20 protein-coding genes are annotated in these 23,876 nt (G+C 68.1%); 5 read left to right on the forward strand and 15 right to left on the reverse strand.

From position 1 onward, the window contains the following. Positions 1-1,429 precede the first annotated feature (1,429 nt). Positions 1,430-3,364 (forward strand): DNA/RNA helicase domain-containing protein, encoded by a 1,935-nt coding sequence (locus tag ACZ5CR_RS36510; protein WP_468865720.1) that lies wholly within the window; start codon positions 1,430-1,432, stop codon positions 3,362-3,364. Between the two features lie 132 nt (positions 3,365-3,496). Here the strand turns inward: ACZ5CR_RS36510 and ACZ5CR_RS36515 are convergent, their stop codons facing one another. Then, positions 3,497-5,017, reverse strand: a complete 1,521-nt coding sequence (locus ACZ5CR_RS36515; protein WP_468865722.1) for an HsdM family class I SAM-dependent methyltransferase — start codon at positions 5,015-5,017, stop codon at positions 3,497-3,499. After that, positions 5,014-6,204, reverse strand: a complete 1,191-nt coding sequence (locus ACZ5CR_RS36520; RefSeq protein WP_468865725.1) for a restriction endonuclease subunit S domain-containing protein — start codon at positions 6,202-6,204, stop codon at positions 5,014-5,016. Before ACZ5CR_RS36520 ends, ACZ5CR_RS36515 begins: the two co-directional genes overlap by 4 nt. Before the next feature lie 844 nt (positions 6,205-7,048). Between ACZ5CR_RS36520 and ACZ5CR_RS36525 the strand changes: the two genes are divergently transcribed. Next, on the forward strand, positions 7,049-7,684 hold the full coding sequence (locus ACZ5CR_RS36525) for a hypothetical protein (protein WP_468865727.1): 636 nt from the start codon (positions 7,049-7,051) through the stop codon (positions 7,682-7,684). A gap of 599 nt (positions 7,685-8,283) precedes the next feature. On the opposite strand, the gene ACZ5CR_RS36530 is transcribed toward ACZ5CR_RS36525, so the two are convergent. From ACZ5CR_RS36530 to ACZ5CR_RS36570, 9 genes are all read right to left on the reverse strand, one after another. Continuing rightward, positions 8,284-8,523 carry a hypothetical protein gene (locus ACZ5CR_RS36530; protein ID WP_468865729.1) on the reverse strand — a complete coding sequence of 80 codons (240 nt, stop codon included), beginning with the start codon at positions 8,521-8,523 and terminating at the stop codon, positions 8,284-8,286. Positions 8,524-9,647: 1,124 nt separating this feature from the next. After that, positions 9,648-10,718, reverse strand: coding sequence for a hypothetical protein (locus tag ACZ5CR_RS36535; protein WP_468865732.1), 1,071 nt, complete (start codon positions 10,716-10,718; stop codon positions 9,648-9,650). Positions 10,719-11,093: 375 nt separating this feature from the next. Then, positions 11,094-11,288 (reverse strand): hypothetical protein, encoded by a 195-nt coding sequence (locus ACZ5CR_RS36540; RefSeq protein ID WP_468865734.1) that lies wholly within the window; start codon positions 11,286-11,288, stop codon positions 11,094-11,096. Between the two features lie 348 nt (positions 11,289-11,636). Further along, the gene (locus ACZ5CR_RS36545) at positions 11,637-12,287 is read right to left on the reverse strand and encodes a DUF7691 family protein (RefSeq protein ID WP_468865737.1); all 651 of its coding nucleotides are present in this window, start codon (positions 12,285-12,287) and stop codon (positions 11,637-11,639) included. A 98-nt stretch (positions 12,288-12,385) separates the two neighbouring features. Continuing rightward, positions 12,386-13,546, reverse strand: a complete 1,161-nt coding sequence (locus ACZ5CR_RS36550) for a methyltransferase domain-containing protein (protein ID WP_468865740.1) — start codon at positions 13,544-13,546, stop codon at positions 12,386-12,388. Next, positions 13,543-13,674, reverse strand: a complete 132-nt coding sequence (locus ACZ5CR_RS36555) for a hypothetical protein (protein WP_468865742.1) — start codon at positions 13,672-13,674, stop codon at positions 13,543-13,545. Before ACZ5CR_RS36555 ends, ACZ5CR_RS36550 begins: the two co-directional genes overlap by 4 nt. A gap of 352 nt (positions 13,675-14,026) precedes the next feature. Next, the gene (locus tag ACZ5CR_RS36560) at positions 14,027-14,458 is read right to left on the reverse strand and encodes an ATP-binding protein (protein WP_468865744.1); all 432 of its coding nucleotides are present in this window, start codon (positions 14,456-14,458) and stop codon (positions 14,027-14,029) included. Between the two features lie 195 nt (positions 14,459-14,653). Then, on the reverse strand, positions 14,654-14,812 hold the full coding sequence (locus ACZ5CR_RS36565; protein WP_468865746.1) for a hypothetical protein: 159 nt from the start codon (positions 14,810-14,812) through the stop codon (positions 14,654-14,656). Between the two features lie 339 nt (positions 14,813-15,151). Beyond that, positions 15,152-16,336, reverse strand: coding sequence for a helix-turn-helix domain-containing protein (locus ACZ5CR_RS36570; protein WP_468865748.1), 1,185 nt, complete (start codon positions 16,334-16,336; stop codon positions 15,152-15,154). Positions 16,337-16,454: 118 nt separating this feature from the next. Between ACZ5CR_RS36570 and ACZ5CR_RS36575 the strand changes: the two genes are divergently transcribed. After that, on the forward strand, positions 16,455-17,003 hold the full coding sequence (locus ACZ5CR_RS36575; protein WP_468865749.1) for a flavoprotein: 549 nt from the start codon (positions 16,455-16,457) through the stop codon (positions 17,001-17,003). A gap of 752 nt (positions 17,004-17,755) precedes the next feature. Here the strand turns inward: ACZ5CR_RS36575 and ACZ5CR_RS36580 are convergent. Further along, positions 17,756-18,511: a transposase family protein gene (locus tag ACZ5CR_RS36580; RefSeq protein WP_468865751.1), complete on the reverse strand. Its 756-nt coding sequence runs from the start codon at positions 18,509-18,511 to the stop codon at positions 17,756-17,758. Between the two features lie 431 nt (positions 18,512-18,942). Here ACZ5CR_RS36580 and ACZ5CR_RS36585 point away from each other — a divergent pair, with 431 nt between their 5' ends. After that, positions 18,943-19,077 (forward strand): hypothetical protein, encoded by a 135-nt coding sequence (locus tag ACZ5CR_RS36585; protein WP_468865753.1) that lies wholly within the window; start codon positions 18,943-18,945, stop codon positions 19,075-19,077. Positions 19,078-20,138: 1,061 nt separating this feature from the next. On the opposite strand, the gene ACZ5CR_RS36590 is transcribed toward ACZ5CR_RS36585, so the two are convergent. The 3 genes from ACZ5CR_RS36590 to ACZ5CR_RS36600 form a co-directional block, all read right to left on the reverse strand. Continuing rightward, positions 20,139-20,672, reverse strand: a complete 534-nt coding sequence (locus tag ACZ5CR_RS36590) for a site-specific integrase (RefSeq protein WP_468865756.1) — start codon at positions 20,670-20,672, stop codon at positions 20,139-20,141. Positions 20,673-20,728: 56 nt separating this feature from the next. Next, complete coding sequence (locus ACZ5CR_RS36595; RefSeq protein ID WP_468865758.1) at positions 20,729-20,947, reverse strand: hypothetical protein; 219 nt, start codon at positions 20,945-20,947, stop codon at positions 20,729-20,731. A gap of 386 nt (positions 20,948-21,333) precedes the next feature. After that, on the reverse strand, positions 21,334-21,630 hold the full coding sequence (locus ACZ5CR_RS36600; protein ID WP_468865760.1) for a hypothetical protein: 297 nt from the start codon (positions 21,628-21,630) through the stop codon (positions 21,334-21,336). Positions 21,631-21,931: 301 nt separating this feature from the next. Here ACZ5CR_RS36600 and ACZ5CR_RS36605 point away from each other — a divergent pair, with 301 nt between their 5' ends. Next, complete coding sequence (locus ACZ5CR_RS36605) at positions 21,932-23,653, forward strand: serine/threonine-protein kinase (RefSeq protein WP_468865762.1); 1,722 nt, start codon at positions 21,932-21,934, stop codon at positions 23,651-23,653. Positions 23,654-23,876 lie beyond the last annotated feature (223 nt).

Here is a 23,876-nt window from a genome sequence, read left to right on the forward strand (position 1 = left end):
GCACACCCCCCTACACCGCACTTCCCTCCCCCGGCGGGCCGGGCGAGGCCCCGCCCCCCCCCCCCCCCCCCCCCCCCCCCCCACGCCGCCTCACTTATCAGTCGGCCGCCTGCAGGCGTGCCAGGTGGCGGCTGCCGGCTGCTCCAGGAGCGGCCGTTGGACACCTGAATTCTGTCGGTTCCTCGCTGACCGCATATGCCCTGCGCCCGCTCCCTACAAAAGCGCCAGGGCACGCCACCCTCTCTTTGATGGTCATATGCCGCAATTAGGCAGGAGCGGTCTGGGACGGAATGTCGTCATCCGGATGCATCCGACCTGTCACGGCCGGCCACCGGCTACCAAGGCACAGCCGCCAACCCTCTTTCCGGCGCCCGGTTGCCCGCTGTACCGCTCTGGCGGCGATGACACTGTCCCCCAACTCGAAGGCTGGAGCACAGGACTTGAGCGCTCGCTGCGCAGGGAGCGCGCCCGCGCCGTCACGAGTGTTGAGGGGCGCCGACCTTAAGTCCCCGCAGCTCGGCGTCCTGGCGCAGGAGGCCCCAGTACTGCGCCGCGGAACTCTGGGCTCTTTTACTGACCTCCAAGGCCCTTGCTCCGGTGCGTCGGAGTAAATCGCTCGCCGCATGATCCATATCGACTGCGCCCGTGCGCGCAGCACCGGTATCGTGTCGCCCAAGCCCCTTTCTCAAGCTTCATCTGCCCTACCCGATCTGTGGGTTCGGCCGCCCGGCGGAGTCGCCGGGAGGCACTCCCCGCACCGGTTGGGGCGGGCCATTGCTGAGAGAGGAACCTCTTGGACACGGAGAAGAACACCAAGCGGCGGACCGTTCTGCGGCACGTCGGACAGGTCCTGACCAAGGTGGGCGTCTATGTACTGGGACAGCTCATCTGCTCCTGGTGCGGCCTGTAGAAACGAGGAGGGGCCCAGCGCCGGTCGGCGAGTACACGCCGACCGGCGCGCCCTCACCTTCCCGCGTCAGGAGATTTCCACAAAGCGCCCGAAGCGGAGGAAGGCAACTCGGTTGGTCCTGTGGGGTGTTGGCGGGCCTGTGCTGCGCACAGCAGTTGCGGGTGCCGGGCCGCGCTCCCGGGGGACAGCACCAAGGGGGCTGCAGGCAGGGCTTCTTGACACGTCGTGCCCGTACGATCGCGCGCGAGTGGGCGCGCAGAGAGTTGCCTTGGTCCCGGCGGCTGCGCGGCTGTTCTGTGGGGCGGCGGCGCGGAAGCGAGTCGGTGAGCTTGCGCTCGGTCGCATGTCCGGCGCCGCCGCAGTCGCGACCGTAGCAGGCTACCGGGCTGGCCGAAGATCACTTGTCTGCGCTATGGCAGGGCTGGGATACTCAGCCACCTCTTTGACACCGACGGCCGATCTGCCGAAGCCGTTGCTGTCCGGGCTGATCGGTCGGCATAGAAAAGCGGGTGGGCGGTAGTGGCTGGCGGGGGTACGTGGGCGGTACTGGAGGCTTACTGGCCTGCCGAAGAGATGGTGCGCGACCGGGAACGCCTCAAGGACAAGATCGCCGAGTGCTACAAGGCGGCGCACCCCACAGGGCAGGAGCCCTCAGCCGCGGACACCGAATCCTGGCGCGAGAGCGTCTACGAGGTGGCCACGACACTCAAGGATCTCGGCCTCGGCCAGGTGTGGGTGTTCATCGAATACCGCGTTGACCCCCACATGAACCCCATCGATGTGGTCCTGGCCGGCCACCACCCCCAGGGCGGGCTGAGCTTCGCGGCCATCGAGCTGAAGCAGTGGGGCACGGTCGAGCGGCCCGACCGTGCCAAGCACACCAAGGGCCTGTGCGCCCAGTGCCGGAATCCGGCCGCTGAGACCTTATGCAAACAGTGCATGATCGATCGCGTCTACGCCCCCTTCTACTCGGCGCACAAGAAGCACCCGGCCGTGCAGGTGCGGGCCAACATCGAGTCCCTCAAACAGCACCACAGCATGTTCGACGACCGCTACGTCCATCTCACCGGTGCCGCCTATCTGCACAATCTCAAGGATCCGCAGTCTCAGTGGATCAGCCAGGTCATGCCCTGCCCGGGCATCCGCACGTTCACGGCCCGCCAGCCGGCCAAGCTGCGGACATTCCTTAAATCCACCTTCAGTGCGGCCGACGGAGCCGACGCTGCCGAGGCTCTGCTGCAGCGGCGCCGCTCGACCGCACTCCTGACCTCCGAGACCGGCAACATCATCCATGGACACACGCACTTCAGCCTGGTGGAAAACCAACTCAAAGCTGTGCAGGACGTCATGGCATCGCTCCGCGAGCCGGCAGGGGGCCTCAAGAAGGTCTATGTGATCCGCGGCCGGGCAGGTACCGGCAAATCGCTTGCCGCGCTCACCCTGCTGGGCGACGCCATCAGGGACGGCTACGACGCTCGTTTCGTATCCGGTGGCGTGGCCTCGCGCGAGAACTTTAGGCGGGGTGCACCACGGGGCTACGGCAAAACGTTCATGACCCTCAACAAAGTTGCGGACGAGTTCGGGCCCGATGACGTGGACCTCATCCTGTGCGACGAGGCCCACCGGCTCACCGAGCGACCGATGAAGGGCTCGTTCTACATGCGGGACGGCGAGTCCTCGGTCGAGGTCATCGTGTCCAGGGCGAGGGTCCCGGTCTTCTTCATCGACGGTGACCAGCGCCTGTTCGACAACGAGGTCTGGTCCGAGGAACTGCTCATCGACGAGATCCAGCAACTGCAGGCGGAGGTCGTTCCGATCGACTTCGACCGTGCACTGCGTGCGGTGGGCAGTTCCACCTACGACACGTGGGTCAAACGGCTGCTGCTCGGTGATCCCCTCCCCTGGCGGGCCGACGACGGAACGGACGAGGAGCCCTTCGAGCTGTACTACTGCGACAGCGCCGCACGGATGGAGAAGTTCCTTCAAGCGAAGCTGGATGACGGCGCCAGCGCCCGGATGACGGCGGGGATGTGCTGGGAGTGGACCGACACCTCCGGCACGGTCCCCGACGTCGCCCCCGAACCCGGATGGGCCCGCCCCTGGAACGCGGACGACGCTCATGACACACCTGGCGTACCGAAGCGCTACTACTGGGCCACGGACGAAGGAGGCTTCGGGCAGATCGGATGCGTGCACACCGTGCAGGGCCTGGAGTACGAGTGGGGCGGCGTCATCATGGGCCCCGACCTCACCTGGACCGGAACCACCTGGACCCTGGACCGCAGCCAGGTGAAAAGCAAGGCCAGCCGGATCGACTCCGACACCGTCCTCACCGACCGCCTTTGCAACGCCTACGGCGTCCTGATGACACGCTCCATCCGCGGCACCGTCCTGTACTCCACCCATCCCGCCACCCGCCAGCTCTTCGCCGACCTCCACGTCCCCAAACTCTGAGCCCAGCACGATGAGGCGACAGGCAGGACCGCCTGCTCCCCTCAGCAAAGCCCTGCCCGGGCGGCCGGAACCGGCAAAGCAGTGAGGGCCGCTCTGGCTGCGGATCGTTCCAGGCAACAGGCGGTGTGCGGATCACTCGGCTGTGCCGTGCAGCTCCGCGGTGAGCTCTTCGAACACCGTGAGCGCCTCACGCAGATCGCGTACGACGTTTCGGGCAATCTCCTGCGGGTTCGCAGCGCCCTCGGCGTGCAGCGGGTCCTGGGGCCAGGTCAGGTCCAGGCGGGCACCGTCACGGCCGAGCACCTCACGGACGTCGAAGCGCCTAAAGTGCTGCGTCTGCACTCGGTCGGTGCGCGGCCTGCCCGGCAGGTACACGGAGACGAAATCGTCCAGGTCACTGCGGCCAAGGGGGACATGGGCAGGTGCGTAAGGATGAGGCGAGCGCAGGTCGTAGACCCAGATGTCGGTGGTGGCAGGGTGGCCGCCGGTGGGGTGCGCAGGCCGGTCGAAGAAGACGACATGGGCCTTGATACCACTGTTACGGAAGGTCCCGGCAGGCAGCCTGAGCAGCGTATGGACATCGAAGTGCTCGAGCAGATGCCGGCGCACACGCTCCGCGGCGCCCGCGCTGTAGAGGATGCTGTCGGGCACGACGATGGCTGCCCGCCCCGGTGCCGCTGTCAGCGACATGACGTGCTGCAGGAAGTTGACCTGCTTCTCGGGCGAGCCGGCCACGAAGTCCTCCCGGAGGCAGGCGTCCCGGCGGGGGATGCCGGAGGGCTCGATGGGTAGCGCTGCGCGCCTGCCGAAGGGCGGATGCGCCAGTACCAGTGAGGCACCTCTGCACGGCGGCTGGGCCAGCGCGTCGCCCACGGCGATCAGTGCTGGCTGCGCCGGAGAGCCGATACCGTGCAGCAGCAGGTTCACTGTCGCCAGCCGGGCCGTGCCCGCGACCAGCTCCTGCCCCCAGATCTGCTCCGCTTCGAAGCGACGCCACTCCTCGCAGGTGGCGTCGCGCGGCACATGGTGTGCCAGGTAGTCGTACACGCCGGTCAAGAAGCCGCCCGTCCCGCAGGCCGGATCGGTGACGGTATCGGCCAGCTCCGGCCGGAGGACCTCGACCACGGCGTCGATGAGGAAACGGGGTGTGAAGTACTGGCCCGCGCCGGTCCTTACATCGTTCATCGCCCGTTCCAGGAGAGCGTCATAGGCCTCCCCCAGCTGCGCCGGGTACACGGTCCAGCTCTGGAGACCAAGGACAAGCCGGCTCAGCAGGGCCCCGTCACGGATGTGGTTCTGCGCACCGGCGAAGACGGCATCCAGCGCCGTGCCGGTCTTCTCACGCGACCGGTGGGCGAGCATCTTGCCGTAGTGGGCCATGAGTTCATCGCCGTGCAGCGGGGGCAGGGAACTCCATGCATAGGGCTCAGGTGCAGCTGGCCGGTCTCCGCGGGCCATAACAGCCCACGGCGAAGTCGACCGTGCGTCCTCGATTTTGAGCATGAGGAGGTAGGTGAGCTGTTCGGCGGCTTCCATCATGGTCAGGCCGCGGTCGCCGAGCACATCGCAGTATTCCAGGAGCCTGCCGGCCAGCTTCGAATCCTCGCCGTTCCATTCCGTGACGTATGGGGGCAGGGGCAGAGGATCGGTCATAGCTCGAGCTCCAGCTGTACAGCGGCAAGTATGTCGGCAGGCCGGCGGGCGGCTTCCCGGCCGGCGGGCACGCGGAGGGCTCGCCCGGCACGCTCTGCACGCCGGACGAAGAGCCCCGACCCGAGGGCCAGGGCACCTTCTGGTGGCGGTGCGCCGGCATCCGCTTCACGCGCGAGCCGCCCGGTGCAGGCCGCATCGACAAGTGCCCGGCGCAGCCGCAGGGATGTCGCCAGCAACTGCTGCACCCGGGCATGCAGGTCGTGTGCCCCCTCCTTCAACGCAGCGGCTTCCCGACCCAGCCGTTCCCGTTCCCTGTCCGGTGGAATGGGGATCTCAATGTCCAGCAGGCTGGACTGAGAAATGTTGTGCATCGACGTGAGGGTGCCGCCGCTGTGCTGCGCGATCTGAGCGCGCACATAGCTGGTGGCAAGCAGCTGGGTCAGCCAGTTTCCGTCGATATGCGGCGCGGGCACCAGCCGAAGGCTCTTGTCGCTCAGAAGCAGGCGCGGGCGCGATGCGGCGACCCGCACGGTTGCACCGACGTGGGCGGGGCTGTTGGCGCGGCACAGCAGGATGTCACCGGCCCTGATCTCATGGCGCTCATCGACGCGCACTCCCGCGGGCAGCGCCTTGTTCTCACACGTGAGGAAGGCCCCGCGCGTCATGGCGCTGGTTTTGATCACTCCCCACTCGTCGTACCGCGCGGGCCGCCCCTCGCACCGCAGGGATCGCCCCGCCTCGATCCGGTGAAGGACATCGCCGAGCCTTCCCCACGCCCACCCGCGGGGCACGGTGCTTCCAAAAACCTCCTCGTGCACCGGAGCCAGAGCACTGTGGGCCGCGTCTTGTAGCGCAGCAGCCTCTGCCGCAGCCCGGCGCAGCAGTTCTTCCCCCCAATCCAACCGGTGCAGCCGTTCGCGCAGTTCGCCTGTAATGCGGCGCTGCTCCGCCGGCGCAGGCAAGGAAAGCCTGATGTCCTGCAGGGCGCGCCCCGTTAGCGAGCGCATCCGGCCGCCACCCGCTGCTGCCTCGAGCTGTTCGCGCACACCGGTCGTCTGCCACAGGTACGCAAGGTAGCCGGGGCACAGCATCTCCGGCCGCACCCGCACCCGTGTCATGCTGCCCGCCAAGGCCACCGGCCCACCGCCGTCACCGACCAGCGCCCCACGCCCGAGCCGGTCCAGCACCCCCGAACGACGACAGACAAGAAAGTCCCCCTCCTGGGCAATAACCGGCCCCCCTCCCCCCACTGCCCCTGTCCGCCCGCCGGGGCCCTCGACATCCCCGCAGTCCACCACTGCACCGGAAAGAGCCGTGGGACGCAGCACAGGCCATCCACCGCCTACACCGTTGGCCGCCGCCCGGCCGGCGGCCAACGGACTGTGCAGGACATCACCCAGCCGAACCACCACCCAGCCCGAAGATACTTTCCGCCCCGTCACAGCAGCTCCCCTCGTATGGACCGTGTCACGGCCAGCCCCGCCCGCCCCACACCACAGACCCCGCCTCACGCCCCGCCCAGCTACCGACAGCCCCGCGCCAAGGCGGTACTCCCCCGGGCGCACTCGCAAGGCCGGCCCACACGATCCACAACAGCGCCAACGCGCCCCACAATAAACCTAGTTCACCCCACCACCACCCATCACGCCTGCCCGACCCCCTCCTCAACACGCAGACCGAGACAACCAGATCGCACGGCGCCACCGCCGACACCAAGCGGCCTCTTCGCTCGTGGGCTGCCGTCACCGTGATGCGGACCAGGCCGGCATGGTTCAGCACCACGAAACGCGGGACCGCGCCCCGCCGACGCCCGTACAGCCCCACAGGGATGCGCGCCGGCCACGGTCTCACTCATCCGAGCAGGATCGATCAAACCGCTGCCGGACCGGACCTACGTGTAGCCCCGCCAGCCGATAGGCGAGGCGAAGACGCGACACAGCATCAACTCCCCTGTGATCCACCGGAGCAGCACGGTACCGCGGGCCAGCAACTCCCTGCGCCGGCCCGCCTACAACAAGCAGGATGTCGACTATGGACGGTGTTACGGCTGGGTTGATCGGTGCGGCGATCGGTGCGGGTGGAGGACTGGGAGCCGCGTGGCTGGCCGGCCACAAACAGTCAGCCGCGGCCATCGCGCAATGGCGGCGACAGGCGCGAAGGGAGGCCTACGCGGCCTTCATGTCCGCCGTGGAGCGAACCCAAGCAGAACTACAGCGATGCTCTGCGCACCAGGAAGATGCTACGACCGCGATGACGTCCCAACGCGACCCGGACAAATACCAGATGCTGGAAGAGAAGGCATCGGAGTCCCTGGGAAAAGCGATCGAACATCTGGAGCGCGCCAGGCAAGCCACCATCGCGCTGACACTGGAGGGGCCAGAAAACGTGGTGGCCGCGTGCTGGCACGTGGACCAGGCGCTGGAGGACTGGCTGGCGGCCATCAAACGATCCGGACTTGACCCAGGCCATCCCCCCGCTCCCGCCCTCACCATGCGGCCGGCCGGCCCCACCGGCGCGACACCGATCTCGACCAAAGACGCCGGCGCCCGACTCGTCACCGCCCTGGCCACCTTCCTCAGCACGGCCAGAACAGCGCTCTACACGCCCGATCACGTGATCCGCCCCCGAGGGCGGCTGTTCGACAGGCTCCCTTCCCGAGGGACGTGACAGGCCGATAGGACCGCAAATCGGCTTCGGGGCGCCGGGGTAGGAGCTGACGCCATGCGGTGCTGCACGAAGCCGCTGCCGCCGACCAGGACGCCGCGATGACTGTGCATCCTGGTCGACGTGCCCGACTCGACACCTGAGGTGTTGGTTCGCGACTCAACGTGACCTCAGTCAGGCAATCGAGCTGTCGGCCTTCAATCGCTGAGGCAGTTGTAAAGACGGCCGGTTCCGCCGGAAGAAGGACGGTCATGACAACGGTTGCGGCCAGAGCAGGTACCGCTAGCACGAGAGCGAAGATCACTGGTATTCGTCCTGCCAGCCGATGGAGGCTCCTCCTCGCGTGCAAGCATGAGGGGGAGCCTCCACCGCAAGTAGGCGACAGCCTGGCCAGCATGTTGTTCGATGAGCAGAGATCAACCGCACGAGACGAAATCCAGCACGGATAGACCTGTTACGCCCCTCAGGACGATCCTGGGCTCAGAGGTGTGCCTGCCCCCGCTCCAGACAGCAGATTCGAGCAGGTCGTCCAGTGGAAGTACGCGCCAGCCAGCACCGGCGTGCTCCTGCCGCCGGTGGAGGCTTCTCCCGTGACGGCGCTGTCATGCGTAGCGCGGGATGGGTGCGCAGAGGCACGGCGAACGTGCTTCGACGGTGGCCAGGTGGCGGAACCATGCGGCCAGCTCGCCGGTCACCCAGATGCGTGGCACGTCGACGCGGACGTCCAGCAGTTGGTCGATGGCTTCCTGAAGCCGCTGGACCCGGCGGGCTATGCGAGCCAGGACCTGGATGCTCCCGCAGATGCTTCCTGGTGCGTGCGTCTGACGTAGCGGCTCACCCATGACAGTGAGGCCGAGCCGCTGGACTCGCTGGTGTACTTTGCGGCCCGCAGCACCCCGGCGCGGGGACAGTTCACCCGGGTACCTGCTGCCATGCGCCGGGCTCTGCCGGTGCTCGTGCTGGACACCGCGGCACCGGTGCAGCTGCGTGCCGGTGGGGCGTTCCGGCGCATTCTCGAGGAGCGGGATGGCAGGGCTGCTGCGGCCGCGTTCGAGTGATTCGTCGAGCGCGTCCTCCGGTGTCTTTGCCGACCTCGGAAAGTCTGGCCCTGTTCGGGGGGCGGGCTGGGTGAGGGGCGCGGGGATCCGATGGCCGTGGGCATAGCTGAGCAGGTATAGCGCTGCCTGGAGAATGAGCGCGACGCGGTGCTTGGGCGGGGTGCCGATCAAGGTTCCTGCCGCTACTCCAGCACCAGCAGCTCTACGACCCCGCGTTTCCCCGGCGCTGGCGCATCCACGTCCTGTCCCGCCTCCTCGCCAGCGACGGCCAACGTGCCGTTGATTGAAGGGGCCGTTGAGGACTTCGCGGCCCGCCGCGGCCTGGCGCTGGCCGATCTCACAGGTGAGCAGCTCTCTTACTGGCTCACCGCATACGAGCAGGCCCGTGCCGACCTGGGCGAGCGGCTGATCTGCCTCGTGGTGCGCTCGGCGCGCCTCGATGACGCTTGGCCCGTCTATCCAGTCTCGCGCGCTGAAGCTGGCCCGCCGCGGAGAGACCCTAAGGGTCTGCCTGAGGTAGAGCGGCTCTGGTCCACTTCGCGTGGAGCCAGCACAAGCTGCGATGTCCGGGCGACAGGCGGCTCAGTACGTCGCAGGGGTGGTGTCCCGCCGAGTGGTGTGATCGTGCGCCTTACACATGGCGCTCACCTGCGAGAACGTGGCGAACTGGCCTCGGCGCTAGGCCACTTCGCAGGACGCGACCGTCGCAGGTCAGGCGCCTTCGTCAAAGCACGCAACAGCGCGCCGGGCCGACACCACGCAATGTGGACCAGGGCCCCTTGTCATCGACAAAGCCATCCATGAGCAGAACGCCTGCGATCCTGGCCGGATTACGAAAGAGGCCGGGCGGTTCGCGGTGATCGACGATCCGCATCCAACCGACGGCCCAGATGAGACACCACGGCAGTTCATGGGGCGGCTCCTGTCGTGCGGGCGACAAAGCGGGCGCGCCCCTCCCCCACAGCGTTCCTTCCGCGCGCCTCTGCCGGAGCTCCAGCGATCAAGCAGCACAGATCTAGATGGGCCAAGGAGCGAATGAAGTTGCATTCGGCCATGCCTGCGCCCGCCCGATGGACCTGACGGGCACTCATCCACTCCATCAGCATCGCTGCTGCGTTGCGGACGAGCCCGGGTGCGCAATAGTCGGCCCGGGCCTGCCGTCCGCCGGTCGCACGGTGCCACATCTCATCGAGAGCCTGCCGCGTCTCCTCGCGTAGGGCAGCGAGATCCTCCGCGCTCGCCAGCAGCAGCAGGTCCAGCCGCTCCTGGGGCGAGGTCTCCTGATACTCGGCCATCTGCGCGGCATGACAAATGGCTGCGTACTCCCACACGGCGAGCGCATCGTCGCCGTCTTCCGCGGTGTCCAGGGCCAGGGCAGCAGTCAGATCGGCCATGAACGCCGGGTCGTCTTCGGGAAGCCGGATCCGGTTCAGGCCCGCAAGCACACCGGCCAGGCGCTCGTCCACCTCTTGGCGTGAGGCCCGGGCGAGACCGGGCAAGCGACGCAGATTGATGCGCATCTGCCGGATCGCCCGGCCACCCTTGGCGAGGTCAAGATGCGCCTCCGCCTCCGCGGCCTCGTAATCGGGCCCGAGCTCATCCTTCCAGCCGTCCGGCAACCGTGCCGTCAGTCGCGTGACGGCGTCCTCGTGGCGGAAGCGGCCGGTGAAGTACGACCGCGCGATAGCCAGTTTGAGAGCCATCTCGGGGACCGGTGCTCCGTCGAAGAAGGCAAGCAGTGCCAGGTCATCACTCCTGCGTCCTAAAGCACGATGACGGGCAAGGGAACAGACGAGGTCACCGGTGCCCTCCGGGTACACCGACCTGCTGCCGTAACGGCCCAGATAGACGCGGGAAGGCTGCGGCAACAGGCCCCGCCTGCGCCAACGTTCGAGCTGGCTCGCACCGACGCAATAGCCGGCAGCCTGCGCCCGGTCCAATAACTCCTGGTCAGCAGCACTGGGTTTGCTTCGTGGCATGGACCGAACGCTAGCAATCCGCCCCCCACCGTCTTTCTGAGCACCGCGCGGGGGTCCAGCCCCCGCCTCTCCCCCAACACGAGGCCGCAAGACACGCGAGCGCGCCGCAAGACATCCCCTTGGCCCGCCGGCAGCGGCACCGGCATGCCACGGCGCAACGGCCCATCGCGCGTCGATCACTGGGAGGCACGATCGGTCGGCCACGGTGCCATGCAGCGCACCGGGAAGACAGGGGGCTGCGCGGCAGGCAACACCCCCGAGGGGGCCTGCACCCCGGGCGAGGAAGAAGTCGGACACAATGACCGCTAACAAGCGATCTTGACCGATTGTCAGACGACTTTGACCACCAGTTCAGGTTGCTTCATCCGTTCCGAGTTAGTCGCGGCCACTGGTGACTCCCGAGCTCCGTCGCCGGTTCCTCTTCCGGGAGCGACGCACCAGCTCGCTCGCGGCGAGCGTCACGCTCGCCACGCCACGGACCCAACGGGGCCCGCCGCGCTCCGCCCACACCACACATACACACCCGCTGATGGCGAGCGCCACAACGCCGAGCAGCACCAGATTGATCATGATCTCCACCCCTGTATTCGTTCGTACGGTCCTGGCGATCGTCTCAAGCCCGGCCCCGGGAGCTGCCAGAAACCACTGGTCAACGAGATCTCCTGGCAATCGGTCAAGATCGCCTGTCAAAGGTCACGCAAAACCAGCCCGACACCGCGGACACGGCATCAGCCAGCGGAAATCGACAGGTTCGTCGGACGAAACCGCTGACAAACCCTCTGGACGCCAGTCAAAGTCCGCCGGTCACGACGCCGGGCGTCGACAGATCCAATCGGAACCTACGTCGCGGGCGCTCCGGTGTAGCCGATGACCTCCGCGTCGACCGTCTCGACGAGCCGGACTGCAACGGCCGGTCCGTCAGCCGACAATGGAGAAGAAGATCGTGTCCTGCGTGTACCAGTCGACGTCCTGCATCTCCCGCCAGTTCTCGTCCTCGATGTCCAGCATCTTGATGAGCTCGGTGAGGTCGTAGCGGAAGTCAGGATCGATCCGGTCCATGGCCGAACGGTAGGCGTCGGCTGCGGGCTTGGCCTGGTCGAGGGGCCAGCGGCCGATCTCCGGGGACCCGTCGACGGGGCAGGGGATGTAGAAGGGGATCTGCTCGGGCGGGCCGGCGTACAGAAAGTCGGAGGGCAGCAGATCTCGGGAGACGCCCGCCTGCGCGAGTTCCTTGTCCAGCAGGCCGAAGAAGGTGGACGGGCTGGAGTAGCTGCCCAGGGTGCTGGAGTCGGACCCGTTGCAGTCGATGATCTTCTGCAGGGCGGTGTAGTAGGCGTTGCCCGCGTACTGGGCACCCGAGTCGGCCCGCCCGGCTATCAGATGGTCCAGTGCCTCGGGAACGGTCAGCCCCCAGTCGATGCCCTGCTGCTCGAGGTCACGCTGCTTGGCGTGAGCCTGTTCGCGGACCATGCCCAGGATGCGCTGCTGATCCTCGGTGAGCTCACCAGCGCCCAGAAAAGCGACGACGCGGGCCTGGTCGGCGGTGTTGAAGTTGATGACTTTACTCATGCACGCCATCGTGCCAAGCCCCACTGACAACGCCGGTTCTGACGAGCCCGCCACCCTGAAAGTGGCGGGCTCGTCGGCGTCTGATTGTGCTCCAGCGGCTAAAGAGGCCAGGAGTTGGCAGGTGAGTCGAGCCAGGCACGGGTGCCCTCGGGGGTGACGGTGAGCCCGAACCGCTCGTGCGCGGGCCGGTCATGGCCGATCCACCAGGCGAACGCGGCTTCTACCTCGTCCCACAGGCGGCGCGGCCCGTGCTGCCACACGACGGTTTCCATCCCCTCGCGGAAGAAGACGCAGGCCCACGACTGGTCGCCGGGCCCGTAGAGCCAGATGGGGCGAGCGCCCTCGCGCTTGTCGGCGACGACCTTGACGACGTCGCGCACGCGCAGGCTCACCGCCCAGTGCGCCGGATCGAACTTGCCGGTGGTGAAGGCGTCCTCACTGACGCCGGCGGTGCGTTTGTCGCCGTCGCTGATGCTGGCGACGTAGTCGGTGTGCACGATGTCGGGGGCGCGCTGGGCGCGGGCCTTCATGAACTCCACCGGCCGCACGAAGTGGCCCTCGGCGATGCCGCCGCGGACCGTCAGGCGGGCGATGGCATCGGCGTTGCTGTAGTGCGTACCGAAGGGTGCGACGATCTCGCCGCCGGGTTTGGTGATGCGGATCAGGTGGCCGAAGTCCCGCAGTCCGAACGTGATCAGGACCCGGTCGAAGGCCGCATCGGCGAGGTGGGTGGTGGCATCACCCTCCACGAACTGCGGGCGCAGGCCCATGCTGGCCAGCCGTTCGCGGGCTGCCCGGGCTACCGCGGGGTCGATTTCGGCGGTGGTGACGGCGCCGTGGCCGAGCCGGTGGGTGAGGGCAGCGGCGGTTTCGCCGCTGCCGGTACCGCCGTCGAAGACGCTCATGCCCGGCTGTACGTCGAGGTCGGCCAGCAGCCGGTAGACGACCGATGGCATCGAGCTGGAGGACGTGGACACCGTCCCGGGGCCGGGGCCCTGGTGGTGGCCGTCGTCCCATTGCGTGACGATCGGGATGTCCCGGTCGGCGTGCCCGTACCAGGCGTGCGGGTTCTCCCGGCGGTCGATGGTGAGGGTGTGGCCGGTGTCCATGTCGTAGGGCCAGATGACATCGGGCAGGAAAGCGGCGCGGTCGACGGCCGCGAACGTGGGGGCCCACTCGGAGGTGAGGGCGCCCGCAGACATGAGGAGACGCCCCAGCCCGGTACGGCTGGGGCGCTCCTGGTGTGCCGTGGTCCTCACGCCTGCGGCGCCCCATCGGGCTTGGACGCCTTGCCGACGCTGGGGCCGCCATCAGGGCTGGGCGGGTCCTGCGGGCCGGGCCACGGCTCCCCGGGGACACTGGCGAGCACTGCTCCTGTGATGCGCATGGTTCGCTCCTTCTCGCTGGATGGTGCGTCCCTGCCGGGGCCAGTGCCTGTGAACGAACCGGCCCCGGCAGGGGCTTGTGGCTGCTCCCCTCCACGGGAAGGGGAGCAGCCGGTGACCTGGTGGCGACGGGGGACGCCTCCAGGCCGCCCGCCCCTGACCAAAAGGGGCGGGAGCTGAACCAGCGGCGCGTGGGACCGCCACCGCGCGCCGCCGGAGCTGGCCGCACCGGCAGGCGCGGTCTCATCTGGTGCAGCCGGCTGGAGGACTGGGGAGCTGGGCCAGCTGACCGGAAGGGGGCCGATACCGGGGCGCTCGCTGCCGGGCAGCGCGGCCGCCAGGACAACGCGGCGCTCACCACGGTTCCTCGGTCTTGACCGCCAACAGGGCCCAAACGCACTTGCCCCCGGAGAGACGGGTGACACCCCAGCACTCGGTGAGCGCATCGATCAGAAGCAGCCCGCGGCCGCTCACACTCAGATCGTCGGTGTGCGCGGCACACACGACCGGCAGATCACCACGCGACGCGTCCTCCACGGCAATCATCAGGCGGTCGGCGCGCGGAGGCTCGACGATGACGCGGATCGAGTCCCCCGCTGCGTGACGCACGGCGTTGGCGACGAGCTCGGAGATCACCAGCTGGGCCGCATCCACGTAGTCCTCGACACCCCACGCCTGGCAGGCGGTGCGGACCAGACACCGGGCCTCACCTGCACTCTGCTCAACCCTGGCCAGATCGACGTCGTAGCCCGGGCGCTCTGGCTGGCCGGCTGCTGCCATGGTCATGATCACACCTTGGGTGGGGACAGTGCCGCGCCCCGGATGGGGGCCCGGCGGGGCCGTACTGTCCTGTCCCAGATAAGTCGGGGCATCTCGCCTCCTTGGCCTGCAGTGCCTCGGCTTCCCCGGGACGGGGGTGCTGGCTCCGTCCCGGGGAAAGCGAGGCACGTCGTCGCGCGGCATGTGCCGCTCCTCCATTGGTCACGGCTGGTGAACGCGCCGGGAGCGGGTCTGCAGGTCGCGGGTGATGGCGCCGAGCATGCGGACGTGCTCCCAGCCGGTGCCGTGGGAGGCGTTGGTGGTGTCGACAGCGAGGAGGGTTTCGGCCTGGCGGCGCAGGGCTCGCAGTTGCACGTCCATCTCGCCGAGGTCTTCCTCCAGCAGCAGCCAGATGTGACTGGCGAGTCGGCCGCAGAGGGTGGTGATGCGGTCGAGGGACGGGAGGGCCGGGAGCGGTGGCGAGTCGGCCGCAGAGGGTGGTGATGCGGTCGAGGGACGGGAGGGCCGGGAGCGGTGGCGCGGCGGACCGTCTCGGCGATCGTGGCGAGGTCCACCGGGTCACGCGGCGGCGTGGCGGGCGGTTTGGTGTCCGGATCGGTGTGTTGGGTGTGCACGTCGGCTCCCGGAGGTCGGTGAGCTGCTGGCTCTTCCAGCGTCGCCGTGCACGCGGGGGCTAACTGCCACAAAAATGTGGCACTGCTACATGCCGATCCAGGCCGCCATGTGATCGAGGGTGTCGGGGGTGCGGCGGGCCTGGCGGACCAGGGCGCGGATCGTCTCCCGCGCGGGCGGGTAGTAGCGGGTCTGCTCAGGCGCGATCCGCCGCGCTTTGATCATCTCGGTGAGGGCCTGATCGTAGCGGCGGGTCTCCATCAGCGCGTAGCTGCGGTGCACATGGTGGTGCGCCGCCCGCGAGGCGGACCAGTGATCTGGGAAGGCCAGGTTCTTGGACTGCTCGACGGCCTCGCCGTACTGGCGCATCTCGATCAGTGTGGAGGTGCGGTGCAGCTTGACGTTGGTGGGGCCGAACGACATCCACAGCACGTCGCTGGCCTCCCCCGTACGCTTCGCCAGCTGCTGTGCCTCGTGCAGGTGCGTGGCCACCGATTCCTTGTCCCGTGCGCGGGCATACAGCACCGCACTGCCCAGATGCAGTTGGCCCCGGACGGCGGAGGCGTTCCTGCCCGGCTCGGCCTGGCCGAGGTGACCACGGCCAGCGTCGATCAGCCGCAGCCCGATGCCGCACTCGCCGCCGCGGAAGTAGGTCAGCGCCCGCATGTACTGCCGCGCCGCGCCGAGCAACGGGTCCGAGGCGCGCTGGGCGGCCCAGCCCATCCGGTCCAGCGCGACGGTGGACAAGTCCGGGAACCCGAGTTTGGTGGCCACGTCGTGCGCCGTGCGGTAGGTGGAGCCCAGCGCCTGCCACATCTCGGTGGACGGGTTGCGGTAGGCCGCGGCGGTGATCTCGGTGACCAGCCCCGGCAACTCGACAGCGACGGCATGGAGCTTGGTCGCGCGGACCTTGCGGCACAGCGTGTCCGCCGCGGTGGCCAGCTCGCCGGGCGCCCGCAGGGTGACATCCGGATCGTCGCCGAGGTCATACAGATCCAACGCCTCACGGATCGGCCGGATCAGGCCCATCAACCGGTCCTGGGCCAGCTCGGTGACGTACGGCTGGCCCCTAAGCACGGCCGGATCGATGCGCAGCGCCTCGGCGACCGCGGCGATCAGGCCGGAGGAGGCCGTCCGATCTCCCCGCTCGGCCGCCTTCAGCAGTCCGTAGGAATACGGGATGCGATCAGCCAGAGCGTGCTGTGTCAGGCCCGCCTTCTTCCGATAGGCGGCGATGCGCTTACCTGTGTGCTCATCATCGAAGACGGGCATAATTCACCTCGTTCCGTGCAGCCACTTGGGACATTACCCGCCTGCGATGCGGCGGGAACTACGTTCGCCCTCACCGGCCTTGCCGGTGAGGGCGTCGTCGTGTGGTGGGATGGGCGGCATGGCCACGCACGTCATGTACCTGTTCGGCAGTGCCGCCCCGCCCGTGCACGACATCGCCGACGTGATCCGCAAAGCCCAGGCCGACGGCTGGGACGTCTGTCTCGGACTCACCCCCACTGCGGCCGCCTGGCTGGCCGACGAGCTGGTGCAGCTGCAGGAGCTGACCGGGCACCCGGTGCGCCGTGCGTACAAGCTGCCCGGCGAACCGGACGCGTGGCCGCCGGCGGACGTGGCCGTGGTGGCGCCGGCGACGTTCAACACGATCAACCAGTGGGCGCTGGGCATCACCGACCACTTCGTGGTCGGCTTCGCCGCCGAGGCGATCGGCAAAAACATCCCGCTGGTCACGATGCCCTGCGTGAACCTCGCCTTCACCGCCCATCCGCAGTTCGCGCGGTCCATCGACACCCTCCGCGGCGCCGGCGTGACGGTCCTGTACGGGCCGGACGGCTTCGAGCCGCACCCGCCAGGCACCGGCACGCCCGTCGACTACCCCTGGCATCTTGCCCTCGATGCCGCCGCACGGCGCGTCACCCGGCCCGCGTAGCAGCCGCCCGGGGCGAAGACGCTGCGGTCGATCTCGTCCGCGATGGTGCGCAACCGATGGTCGGCGAGCGTCAGCCCTGCCCCGACTCCCCGCCGCACTCCGTGATGATCCGGGAACATGAGAGCCACGAGCAGGAACGCAAAGACTGCGCCACGAACGATGATGCGACAGCAGCCAACGCCTGACGGCCATCCCTACGCCCCGGTCCCGTGGCTCGTCCTTGCCAAGCAGCGGGGCCAGGCTCTCTGCAGCGCCGCACTCCTTGCAAGCCAAGGCCCCGCGCGCGCTCCAGGCGAGTCTCCCTCATGGAGTGAGAGTTCCCCCTGCGGATCCTGGGGGTGTTCGGCTCAGCGGTCTTGTGCCAGTTTGTAGAGCTCGGCGATAAGCCCGCCGCGATGCGTGTACCTGGGTCTCGTCCTGCACGAGGGCGGGCTCGCCGGTGGCGCTCAGTTCCACGCTGCTCTCCAAGGGGGATGAAGGTGGGAGTTCAGCTGCTCAGCCTGGCAGCTGACTTCCTGTCTAGACAGGGTGTCCATCAACCGATCGGTTCCCCAACGCCCTGCGGGCGGTGCCCTGCAGTGCGGTAGAGGTGTGCGGGAACCTTGTTCAGAAACGATCTACTTGCGGTTGCGCGCGTTGGCCTGCAGATCGGTGACGGCGATTCCGAGGGCGGCCTCCTCCTCGGGCGGAGCCCATCAGGACAGATGGTCACGCCGAGGAGTCCTGCCGGCGACAGTGAGCTCTTTCCAACCTCACCGTGATGCGTGCTGAAGGACGAGGACGGCCTTCAGCACGTTGGTGATGCGGTTGGTGCTGCAGCGGAGTTTCCTCAAGAGCCGCCAGCCCTTGAGGGTTGCCATGGCCTGCTCACCGACACAGCGCATCTTGGAGTGAGTGGTGTTGTGGCGACGCTTCCATCGTTTGAGTCGGCGGCCTCGGAACGGGACGCGGACTGGTCCGCCGGCGCCTTGATACGCCTTATCGGCCCAGCATTTGAGTCCCGCATCGGCCAGGGCGTCGATGATCCCGTGCTGCCGGGCGGCGGTGAGGTCGTGGGTCGAGCCGGGCAACGCTGGCGAGGCCCACAGCAGACGGCCGAACGGATCGGTGAGAACCTGGACGTTCATGCCGTGACGTTTATGTTTCCCGGAGTAGTACGGGGTGTCGGCGGCGATGCGGTCCATGGGCAGCAGGGTGCCGTCGAGGATGACGAACGCCTTCGCCCGGATGGTCTTCATCGCCTCGGTCAGGGTCGGGGCGAGGGGGGACAGGACCGCGACGGATTCCCGTATGTAGCGGTAGACGGTGGCGATCCCGATGCCGAACCCGGCGGCGAGCTGGGCGTAGGTGTCACCGCACCGCAGATGAGCCAGCGCGAGCAGGGCCTGACGTGCGGCGGGCAGGCGTCGCCACCGCGTCCCGATCTCCTGCCGCCTCACGGTCAGTTGCCCCGTCAGGAACCGCAGAGTGCGGCTGGACAGATCAATCGAGGACGGATAGACAAGCACGCGAAGCTCCTGGCGGACACGGGTGATCTTGGTCGAGAACCCGTCTACCAGGAGCTTCGTCCTTGCGCAGGATTGTCCAACTCGCGGTCAGAAACGCCAGCTTGGAAACGGCTCAGTGGACCCGTCTTCGGCTGGGTACCCGTCGGCCTGCCCCTGGGGCCACCCCGTGTGACAGTCCTCGCCTGGTGTCGCACCGCGCTGAGCTGCGCCGATCCGGGAATCCGCGAACGATATGGGGGGTGGCGGTAATTGCTTAATTGTAGGTTCTCCCGTGTCTAATCCACGCAGATTAGCCGGTGCTTTCTCAAAGGCCCGTGGAAGCAGAGCACTTGTGCGTCACAGGGTCCCCCCGTGGTGTATTCTCACCCTATTGCCTCCTCAGTCGCCTGGGCGACACCCAGCTGGTATCACCCAGCGAGGGGAGGTGAGAGGTGTACAGCACCGGAGAAGGGCCCGATGGGCCCAAGGATCCGGTGTGGACGAGGATGCTTCGTCGGGTCACGGATGTGGCCCGGCTCGTGGGAGCCGTCTTCCAGGCCGTGTACTACGGCCTGAAGCTCTGGTGACCAGGAACAGAAGCTGATGGGCCCACCCGTGCGCACGGGAGGGCCCATCGAAGTCCGCACCGCCTGAGCCCCACGTCTTGCCTAGCCGCGAGCGTGGGGCTCACTCATGTGGACTGTGTTGGGACGCTCTACGCATCCCACTGACAAAGAGACTACCACGCACGACACTACTTATTGATTCGCATGCATTTCCAGATTCGATTCTAAGTGGCGCCGTCAACTGTGATTGCGCTAGCGCAATTCACCCCGCCTGTGAATAATTTTCCCCATCAGTAAATCACTCACGGCTTACCAAAACTTTCGGGTACGGGAACTGTTGGAAACTGTAGGGGGGTTGCATGACGGGGCCTCACGCAGGAAGGGCTCGGCCCGGAGGATGTCCCGGTCGGCGTCATCGAACTACGCGCCCGGATCCAGAAACTAGCGGTGTCGGGTTGCACGGACACCGTGTCCGGACACTGTCCGACGAGCGGCCGCTGCGGACGTCCAGAGATCGAGGGGTGGCAGGTGTCCGGACGGCGTCTTGGACGTCCGGACGGGGTGTCCACCTGCGTGTCCGACCGGTGTAGTTCCGCGTCCGACGCATGTCCGACGGAACCGTTCCGAGAGTTCCCGATGGTCCGAGAATCCAGTTCCCTGCTGGTGTCCATCGGCGTCGGACCCTCGGCGCTGGGCGTCGGGCGCAAGAGCCCTGCCCGTCTCGACGGCGTCGCGCGACTCCGGCGTGCACCCGTCCGGCAGGGCTTCTGGGAACCGGGCTATCCGGCTCCCGCTGCGCGTCCGGACACTGTGTCCGGGCAACCCGGCACCGCTAGTTTCTGGATCCGGGCGCGTAGTTCGATGACGCCGACCGGGACATCCTCCGGGCCGAGCCCTTCCTGCGTGAGGCCCCGTCATGCAACCCGCTGGCGGGTGGATCTGGATGCGTGTGTCTGTTCGTGCGTCAAGTGGCAATGCCCGTCGACCAGGGGGCTTCCTCCGGCTGCGGGATGGCCCTCCGGAATGGCGGAGGAATTTTTCAAAGCTGGCGAGTTGGAAGGAATTGGGCCAGTTGCCAGGAGTCACAGCACGCCGTGCAGGGCGTTCTCCTTGAACGCCTCGTCGGCCTCGCGGTAGCGGCGCATGACCTTGGAGCCGGGTGCCCATCCGCCCCGCTTCTCCATGACGGCGTCGGGGTTACCCGCCCGGGAGGACTCGGTGACCAGGCCGCGGCGCGGGCTGTGGCCGGTGAGCCGGACGTCCAGCTGGGCGCGTGCGCCGATCCGGGTGAGGACGTCGCCAACCGTCTCGGGGTCCAGCCCCTTGGGCAGCACGGTGTGCCACCAGTTGTACAGGGCGCGGAAGGCGAAGGATTCGGGGGCGGCGTCGGGGCCCAGCTCCGCGCGCCAACGGCGCCAGGCCCGGATGGGGCAGAGGTGGGCCCGGGAGCCGAACGGTACAGCGACCACGCGCGGGGTCACCTTGGAGACCCGGACGTCGACCACCAGGCCACGGCCCTCGGGGTCCTCGGTGATGTCGCGCACGCGTAGGTGGGCGAGTTCGTGCTCGCGTCCGGCGACGGCGAAGTGCAGCGTCATCAGCGCCAGGTCGCGCACGCCGAACCGGTCGGCGAGGGCGTGCCGCGCGCGTGACCAGGGCCTCCCGACGGCGGTCAGTCGCCGCCATCGCCGCCATCGACGTCGCCGAAGCTGCCGCTGCCGAACTCGCCGCCAGCGCCACTGCTACTTGCACGGCCACCATCACTGCGGTGCTTGTGCTTACCGGAGTGCTCCCACCAAAGGTCCCAGAGCCAGCTCCAGACTTGGCCCGCAGCGAAGCACACAGCAGCTGATACCACTGCGATCCAGAACATCTCCTCAACGGAGTCCACCGTTTCGCCTCCTTCGCCACTGCGGCAGAAGCCGCCGTGGGCGTCCTATGTTTACTCCGGTGGCGCTGTCAGGGCCCATCTTTCGGCGACAGCTGGACCGGCTCGGCCGTTCCATGAAGGCCCCCGTCAGATGGCGAATTCCAGGGGTCGTTGCAACACTGACACCGCGCGCTGCTCGCAGGGCGGGCAGGGACCAGTCGCTCGTGTGAGGGATGGCGGGCTGCGGCGGTCGGCGAGACGATCCGCAGAAAGCCCTGGAATCCAGGCACACAGACTTCAGTGAGGGCCCCGGATACGTCGCGCGTCCGGGGCCGCGCGTTGCGGCCAGGCCGCCGCGACCGCCGCGAACCGGGGGCCTCACCGCATGCCGTGGTGAGGCCCCCGCCTCACAGATCCAGAACAGCGCGCAGCGCCTGGTCCACGCGCGACATCGTCTCGGCCGGCACCGCGCCGACGTGGACTGCGCCATCGAACCGTGCCACGCGCAGTTGCTGCATGTTGACCGCAACCGCCGTGCACGGCATCGGGTCACCGATCACGACGGACATCGCCGTGTCTGGGTAGCGCCCGCTGGGATGCAGCACGATGGCGAGCACCGCGCCGAACGCGTCCTCCAGGCCGTCGAGCGAGACCACCAGGACGCTGCGGCCATCGGCCAGCGTCCAGACCTCACCGCGCCTCACAGCGTGTCGCCCTCGCCCACCAGGTCCTGACCGAGACCAAGTTCGGAAAGACGCCGCGCGGCGTCCAGGGGCGCCTGACGGCGAGCCGCGCACGATGTACGCGTTCAGGGAGAGGCCCGCCGTCAGTCGGGTCCCCTGCGGTCCGCGGACCGCACCAGCAGTCCTCCGGCGACTCGTGCACCGAACTCTCCAGCCAGTACGCGCCTGCCAACTCAGCGAGCACCACACTGACCCCGCCTACTGGGCACCCTATTTTCTAGAAGGACGTACCGAGGCCGCCCTCAACGATCAGACTGCCGTCATGCCCGAAGCATTGTGGTCGGACTCCCGGATAGGCCCGTACGTCCTGCTGAGACACCTGGGCGGCGGGGGCATGGGGGACGTGTACCTGGGGCGCTCGCGGGGCGGGCGGCTGGTCGCCGTTAAGGTCGTACGGCCGCATCTCGCGAAGGCCCCGGAGTTCCGGCGCCGGTTCGCCGTCGAGGTGGCGGCAGCGCGTCAGGTCGGCGGCTTCTACACGGCGATGGTGGTCGATGCCGACATGACGGCCGAAGTGCCGTGGCTGGCGACGGCGTACGTGCCCGGACCGTCATTGCAGGAGGCGGTGGAAGCCCACGGGCCGTTGCCAGTCGGAACGGTGGCCGCGCTCGGCGCCGGACTCGCCGAGGGGCTCACCGCGATCCACTCCCACGGCTTGGTCCACCGCGACCTCAAGCCCGGGAACGTCATCCTCGCCGAGGACGGCCCTCGCATCATCGACTTCGGCATCGCCCGTGCCCTGGATGCGGCCACCCGCCTAACCGCGCACGGGGTAATCGGCACCCCCGCGTTCATGTCGCCGGAACAGGCCACGGACGGTGAAGTCGGCCCGGAATCCGACGTGTTCAGCTTGGCGAGCCTGCTGGTGCACGCCGTCACCGGACGCGCCCCGTTCGGCGGCGGCGCTACATTCGCGGTCCTGCACCGCGTCGTCCACGAAGAACCTGACCTGGCTGGCGTCCCGCTCACGCTCGCCGACCTGCTTGTGCCGTGTCTTGTCAAAGAACCGGCGCAACGACCCACGGCAACCGAGCTGTTGGAGCGGTTCGCGGCGGCGGCGGAGTCGTACGCGCCCGCCGCGCGCCAGAACCCCGATCAGATCACCACGATGATCGTGGAGCGGGGTGCGCTGGCTGCGACCTGGATCATGGACGAGCCGGGCGGGGACCCGGGCCCGGTGGACGAGCGCTTGCGCGGGGCGCTGCTGGCTGAGGTCGCCGACGCGATGGGCGCGCTGTACGCCAGGAGAGCGAGCGCGGACCGGATCGTACCGGTGGTGCTGCCGTCGTTGCCGGGGGAACTCGCAGGGGCGGACTCGGTGACGGTGACCCGCTGGCACAAACGGCCGGGGGAGACGGTCGCGATGGGAGAGACGCTCTTCTCGGTGACCGACGGGCGGCTACGCGCGGTGGTCGTCTCCCCGGCAGCGGGCGAACTGCGGGAGACCCGCCCGGTGGCCGGGGAGAGCGTACGGGTCGGCGACCTGGTGGGGGTGGTGAAACGACCGAAGACTGCCGGATCCGCCGCTAAGAGCCCAAAGGCGACGGCCAAACCGAAGTCGCAGCCTAAAACGGCGACGAAGGCGCCGGCGAAGCCCAAGCCAAAGACGGGCTCGAAGCCGACCTCAAAGCCTGCGCTGAAGACGCCCCCGAAGCCGCGGCGCGACGACGGGCCGGGGTGGCTCGGCTTCGGGGGTGTCGTCCTGGTCATCGGGTTCGTCCTCTACTCGACGGTCTACTCGCACGACATCTTCAAGGCCGAGGCGGGCGACTGCGTCCGTATCGAGGACGGTGGAAAGGGCAGTGCCTACATCGAGCCCTGCGGCTTCCCCGTCCCGTGGGACAAGACGTACAAGGTGCTCTCGGTCAACGGGAGGGGCTGCGCCGACGGCCTGGCGTTGTCCTGGACGACCGACGACAAGAAGAAGTCGATCACGCTGTGCCTACAGGAGGTCAGCGCGTGGGACGGCGATCCCGTCACCTGATCTTGACATTCATCGTCCAACGTCGAACGGCGCCTCGAACTGGCCGTCAGCATCGCAGTGCGCTTCGGCTCGCTCGCCCGCTCCAGGCTCGTCGCCTTCGACCCCAGCCCGTACCGGGCCAGCGCGGCGAGCCGGCTGGGGCGGAAGCTTGTCCAGCTTCACCCGCCCCAGCCGGTACACGGCGATCTCATCCGCCCGCTCCAGCGCCCGCTTCATCTGGCCC

The sequence above is a fragment of the Streptomyces sp. NPDC031274 genome (assembly GCF_055570235.1).